At 60.3% G+C, this 6,624-nt stretch carries 3 rRNA genes; all 3 read left to right on the top strand.

The annotated features are described in order from the left end of the window. The first annotated feature begins 776 nt into the window (after positions 1–776). The 3 genes from B1400_RS09330 (at position 777) to rrf (ending at position 6,259) form a co-directional block, all read left to right on the top strand. Positions 777–2,318: ribosomal RNA gene (locus B1400_RS09330) — 16S ribosomal RNA — on the top strand. 545 nt (positions 2,319–2,863) lie between these two features. Next, positions 2,864–5,950, top strand: a 23S ribosomal RNA gene (locus B1400_RS09325). A gap of 192 nt (positions 5,951–6,142) precedes the next feature. Continuing rightward, positions 6,143–6,259: ribosomal RNA gene (rrf, locus tag B1400_RS09320) — 5S ribosomal RNA — on the top strand. Together the 16S, 23S and 5S rRNA genes form the textbook arrangement of a ribosomal RNA operon. Positions 6,260–6,624 lie beyond the last annotated feature (365 nt).

Raw genomic sequence — 6,624 nt, 5'->3', positions numbered from 1 at the left:
GCATGCCGCAGACCCTGATAGCAGAGGTCCGAGTTGTGCGCGGGGTCGGCGCCGGTGCTCGCCGGACTGATCGTGGCCACTGGGACGAAGCCGTCGTTCGGCAGTCCGATGGCCGTCTGCGTCGTCTGCGCGGAGGCTGATGGTGGCGTTGATGTGGTGGACATGGCTCCCCTTCCGTGGGCATGTACCGGATCCTGCGACTGCGAACCGTATGCGCGCCGTCGCTTATGCATCCGCGATGCGTCCGGTCTGGGGCCCAGCTTAGTGCGCTTGTGCACATGGGGCGGCGATGTATGACGTGGGCGTAGTGGTGTGTGTGACACGCGGGTGGGTGGGTGTTTTTGGGTGGTTGGTGTGGGTGTTTTGGTTGGTTGGGTGTGGTGTGGTGGTGGTTGGTGGGGTGTTTGCGACACGCCGGTGGATGTGTTGTGGTTGTTGGGTTTTGGTGGTGTTGTGTTTGGGTGGGTTTGCGTTTTGGTTTGGGTTCGTGTAAGTTATTCATCTTGCTGCCGGTTGGTGAGCTTCGGGACTGGGTTCCGGTGTGATCCGGCTGTGTGTGGTGGTTTGAGAACTCAATAGTGTGTACTGTACTACTTCATCATATGGCCGACGTTTGTTGGTTGTGTGGTGGTCTTTGATTGCCAGTCCGATGCCCGCCCGTGTGGTACCCGAGGGGGTTTGATGGGTGTCGGGGTTTTTGTGTGACCGTCCTTCCTTATTGGATGGTCCGTCTTTTTCTTTTGTGAGTCATCTGTTGGATGTCTCCATGAATGTTTTTTGTGGAGGGTTCGATTCTGGCTCAGGATGAACGCTGGCGGCGTGCTTAACACATGCAAGTCGAACGGGATCCGGCCAAGCTTGCTTGGCTGGTGAGAGTGGCGAACGGGTGAGTAATGCGTGACCAACCTGCCCCATGCACCGGAATAGCTCCTGGAAACGGGTGGTAATGCCGGATGCTCCGCGCCCTCCGCATGGGGGTGTGGGAAAGGCTTTTGCGGCATGGGATGGGGTCGCGTCCTATCAGCTTGTTGGCGGGGTGACGGCCCACCAAGGCGTTGACGGGTAGCCGGCCTGAGAGGGTGACCGGCCACATTGGGACTGAGATACGGCCCAGACTCCTACGGGAGGCAGCAGTGGGGAATATTGCACAATGGGCGCAAGCCTGATGCAGCGACGCCGCGTGCGGGATGGAGGCCTTCGGGTTGTAAACCGCTTTTGTTCAAGGGCAAGGCAGGCTTTCGGGTCTGTTGAGTGGATTGTTCGAATAAGCACCGGCTAACTACGTGCCAGCAGCCGCGGTAATACGTAGGGTGCAAGCGTTATCCGGATTTATTGGGCGTAAAGGGCTCGTAGGCGGTTCGTCGCGTCCGGTGTGAAAGTCCATCGCTTAACGGTGGATCCGCGCCGGGTACGGGCGGGCTTGAGTGCGGTAGGGGAGACTGGAATTCCCGGTGTAACGGTGGAATGTGTAGATATCGGGAAGAACACCAATGGCGAAGGCAGGTCTCTGGGCCGTTACTGACGCTGAGGAGCGAAAGCGTGGGGAGCGAACAGGATTAGATACCCTGGTAGTCCACGCCGTAAACGGTGGATGCTGGATGTGGGGCCCTTTCCACGGGTTCCGTGTCGGAGCTAACGCGTTAAGCATCCCGCCTGGGGAGTACGGCCGCAAGGCTAAAACTCAAAGAAATTGACGGGGGCCCGCACAAGCGGCGGAGCATGCGGATTAATTCGATGCAACGCGAAGAACCTTACCTGGGCTTGACATGTGCCTGTCGGCGGCGGAAACGTCGCTTCCCTTCGGGGCGGGTTCACAGGTGGTGCATGGTCGTCGTCAGCTCGTGTCGTGAGATGTTGGGTTAAGTCCCGCAACGAGCGCAACCCTCGCCGCATGTTGCCAGCGGGTTATGCCGGGAACTCATGCGGGACCGCCGGGGTCAACTCGGAGGAAGGTGGGGATGACGTCAGATCATCATGCCCCTTACGTCCAGGGCTTCACGCATGCTACAATGGCCGGTACAACGCGATGCGACATGGTGACATGGGGCGGATCGCTGAAAACCGGTCTCAGTTCGGATCGCAGTCTGCAACTCGACTGCGTGAAGGCGGAGTCGCTAGTAATCGCGGATCAGCAACGCCGCGGTGAATGCGTTCCCGGGCCTTGTACACACCGCCCGTCAAGTCATGAAAGTGGGCAGCACCCGAAGCCGGTGGCCCAACCGCTTTTGCGGGGGGAGCCGTCTAAGGTGAGGCTCGTGATTGGGACTAAGTCGTAACAAGGTAGCCGTACCGGAAGGTGCGGCTGGATCACCTCCTTTCTACGGAGTTTTGCGGGGCGCCCGTGTGGCGTCCGTTTGTGGGATGGCCGGTTTCCCGCCTTGTGGGTGGGGGTCGTCCCGTGCTGGTGTGGAAGAGATCGAGGATTTTCCGGTCCTGGTGGCCGGGTTGTGGTGTGGTGCATGCTGTTGGGTCCCCGGACCGCCACGCCCCTGTTGGGGTGGGTGTTCCGCGCCCATGGGTCTTGCGTGATGCTTGTGGTGTCGTGCGGGGCTTGTGGTGTGGTGGTGGTTTGAGAACTGGAGAGTGGACGCGAGCAACGGCCATGCCCTTTGGGGGTGTGGTTGGTGTTCGTACTGTGAATGAACCGAGGCGCATCGGCCCGTTGTGGTTGGTGCGGCCTGGACGCATCCCCCTTTGTGGTGGGGTGTGTGTTCGTTCGTTTGTTTCGTGTCGGCCATGCCCCTTGGGGGTGTGGTTGATGTGTGTGATGATCTGATAGTCGAGTGTTCCAGTTGGACACATTTGTTGTGTTTTTCGTTGTGTGTTCGCGGCGGCCGTCGCCTTGGGCCTTCGGGCTGGTGGGCGGGTCGTTGTGAAGGGCGCAGTGGTGGATGCCTTGGCAGACAGTACCGATGAAGGACGCGTGGGGCCGCGATAGTCCTCGGGGAGCCGCCGACATGGCTTTGATCCGAGGGTTTCCGAATGGGGCAACCCGCCAGCCGTCATGGGCTGGCACCGCATGTTGTGCGGGGGGTACGCAGGGAAGTGAAACATCTCAGTACCTGCAGGAGAGGATACTCCGTGAGTAGTGGCGAGCGAAAGCGGATGATGGCTAAACCGTGGTCGTGTGATACCCGTCGGGGGTTGCGGCCGTGGTGTCGTGGGAGCGTGTGTCCCGGTGCCGACGTGCCGGGCGTCAGTGATAAAACCGTGTGTGAGGCGAACCGGGTTGGATACCGGGCCGTAGAGGGTGATGGCCCCGTAGCCGAACGCGCATGGTCTGGCGATCGCGTCTCCCGAGTAGCGCGGGCCTCGTGGAATCCCGTGTGAATCCGCCCAGACCGTTGGGTAAGCCTGAGTATAGCTGTCTGACCGATAGTGGACGAGTACCGTGAGGGAAAGGTGAAAAGCACCCCGGGAGGGGAGTGAAAGAGTTCCTGAAACCGTGCGCCTACGAACCGTCGGAGCCTTCCTTGTGGGGGGTGACGGCGTGCCTATCGAAAAATGAGTCTGCGAGTCAGTGGCATGTGGCGAGCATAAGCCGTGTGGCGTATGCGTAGCGAAAGCGAGTCCGAATAGGGCGTTTTTGAGTCGCGTGTCCTGGACCCGAAGCGGGATGATCTAGCCCTGGGCAGGTTGAAGCGCGGGTAAGACCGCGTGGAGGACCGCACCCACTTAGGTTGAAAACTGAGGGGATGACCTGGGGTTAGGGGTGAAAGGCCAATCAAATTCCGTGATAGCTGGTTCTCTCCGAAATGCATTTAGGTGCAGCGTCGGTTGATTGCGCGCAGGGGGTAGAGCTACTGGATGCTTGCGGGCCCGTACCGGGTACCAACAGCAACCAAACTCCGAATACCTGTCGCGTGTATGCCGGCGGTGAGTCGGCGGGGGATAAGCTCCGTCGTCGAGAGGGAGACAGCCCAGACCGTCGTCTAAGGTCCCCAAGCGCGTGCTAAGTGGGAAAGGATGTGGAGTCGCATAGACAGCCAGGAGGTTGGCTCAGAAGCAGCCATCCTTGAAAGAGTGCGTAACAGCTCACTGGTCTAGTGGTTCCGCGCCGACAATGTAGCGGGGCTCAAGCACGCCACCGAAGACGCGGACGCCAATGTTGTGTTGGCGTGGTAGGAGAGCGTCCCATGAGGGTCGAAGCCGCCGGGTGACCGTGTGGTGGACTTCATGGGAGTGAGAATGCAGACATGAGTAGCGAGAGCAGGGTGAGGATCCCTGCCGCTGGATGACCAAGGGTTCCAGGGCCACGTTCGTCGTCCCTGGGTGAGTCGGGTCCTAAGGCGAGGCCGACAGGCGTAGTCGAATGGATGAACGGGTTGATATTCCCGTACCGGCCGCATGACCGATCAGCGATCCCTTACGAAATACCCGGTTTCACCATGAGGCGTCGTCCTTTCGGGGATGGCGCCGACTGGCTGGTCCCGGGTGGCTTGTCTGGGGTCGAGCGCATGGAGTGACGCGGACGGGTAGCCGGCCGGGGAGGTGGTTTTCCCTGGTCAAGCGTGCGGCCCCGCCCCCAGGCAAATCCGGGGGCAGCATGGGGCGAGGCGTGATGATGGGGGCCCTTGATGGCCCGATATCCGGTGATCCCGTCGGCCGAGAAAAGCTTCGGCGTGAGGTCGGCGGCCGCTCGTACCCCAAACCGACACAGGTGGTCAGGTAGAGTATACCGAAGCGAGCGAGCGAATCCTGGTCAAGGAACTCGGCAAACCGCTCCCGTGCCTTCGGCATAAGGGAGACCCCCCGCGGTGACGGCCCTAGCGGCCTCGAGCGGCGGGGGGTGGCACAAGCCAGGGGGTAGCGACTGTTTACCAAAAACACAGGTGCATGCCAAGACGCAAGTCGCCGTATATGCACTGACGCCTGCCCGGTGCCGGAAGGTTAAGAGGATCCATCAGCGCCTTGTGCGCGAAGTGGTGAATTCAAGCCCCGGTAAACGGCGGTGGTAACTATAACCATCCTAAGGTAGCGAAATTCCTTGTCGGGTAAGTTCCGACCTGCACGAATGGCGTAACGACTTCCCCGCTGTCTCGACCAGGAGCTCGGCGAAATTGCAGTACGAGTAAAGATGCTCGTTAAGCGCAGAAGGACGAAAAGACCCCGGGACCTTTACTATACCTTGGTATTGGCATCAGGTGCGGATTGTGTAGCATAGGCGGGAGACCGTGAAGCACGCACGCCAGTGTGTGTGGAGTCGCCCAGTGAAATACCGCTCTGTCCCCATCTGATGCCTAACCCGGACAAGTCAGCCTTGTCGGGGAGAGTGCCTGGCGGGTAGTTTAACTGGGGCGGTTGCCTCCCAAAGAGTAACGGAGGCGCTCAAAGGTCCGCTCGGCCCGGTTGGCAATCGGGTGTCGAGTGTAATCGCACAAGCGGGCTTGACTGCGAGATCGACGGATCGAGCAGGGACGAAAGTCGGAGATAGTGATCCGGTGCCGGCGTACGGACGCGGCATCGCTCAACGGATAAAAGGTACCCCGGGGATAACAGGCTGATCATTCCCAAGAGTCCATATCGACGGGATGGTTTGGCACCTCGATGTCGGCTCGTCGCATCCTGGGGCTGGAGCAGGTCCCAAGGGTTCGGCTGTTCGCCGATTAAAGCGGCACGCGAGCTGGGTTCAGAACGTCGTGAGACAGTTTGGTCTCTATCCTCTGCGCTCGTTGGAATCCTGAGGAGGCCTGCCCATAGTACGAGAGGACCTGGGTGGACGAACCTCTGGTATGCCGGTTGTCGCGCCAGCGGCACGGCCGGTTGGCTACGTTCGGGAGGGATAACCGCTGAAAGCATCTAAGCGGGAAGCCCGCTCCAAGATAAGGATTCCTGACCACCCTCCGGGGTGGTGACAGACCCCACATGAGACCATGTGGTCGATAGACCGGACGTGGAAGCCCCGCAAGGGGTGGAGCCGACCGGCACTAACGGTCGAAAACGNCCCCCCGCCACGACGCCCCGCGCACCACACGCGACCGGGACACGCGACTGGAGGATCCACACGAACCAAGCATCAACACGCAAACAACGAACCATCGTTCCCGCAGCACGAACACCTGCGCCCGCGTCCACCATCCGGTCCCCAAACCAACCACCAACCCCCACACGGGGGTGAACATGAATAACAGAACAACAGTCTTGCGGCGGTCACAGCCCAGGGGAGACGCCCGGTCCCATTCCGAACCCGGAAGCTAAGACCTGGCACGGCGATGGTACTGCACCCGACAGGGTGTGGGAGAGTAGCACGCCGCCGCACCCACACTTCACCCAGGAGAGCCCACCCAACAGTGGGCTCTCCTCATTTTTTCCTCTCATATCCAGCCCAATATCAGACGGTTATCCGCGACAGTCATCTGGTGTTTCACACCTGATATGACAATGACGATATCGGGTATACTGGAACGGTATCAAGCGAGGTCCATCCCCGCTTTTTCTATGCCATGCCGCATAAGCGGTCGGCGTGCCCTTCCCGCAGTGCNCGGCAACGCGGAATGGGCCGCAATCATGCCGAGCCAAGAAAGGGTAGCCGGGGACGGCCTCTGCACTGATGCCCAATCGCGTCCATTCCGATTCCTCATTGACGTCCCCGAACCATCATCCCACTCCACCGTCTGACCGTGA

It is taken from the genome of Bifidobacterium italicum (assembly GCF_002286915.1).
In the GTDB taxonomy this organism is placed as follows: domain Bacteria; phylum Actinomycetota; class Actinomycetes; order Actinomycetales; family Bifidobacteriaceae; genus Bifidobacterium; species Bifidobacterium italicum.
Note: the sequence above shows the minus strand (reverse complement) of the source record. Positions and strands in the feature narration are given on the sequence as shown.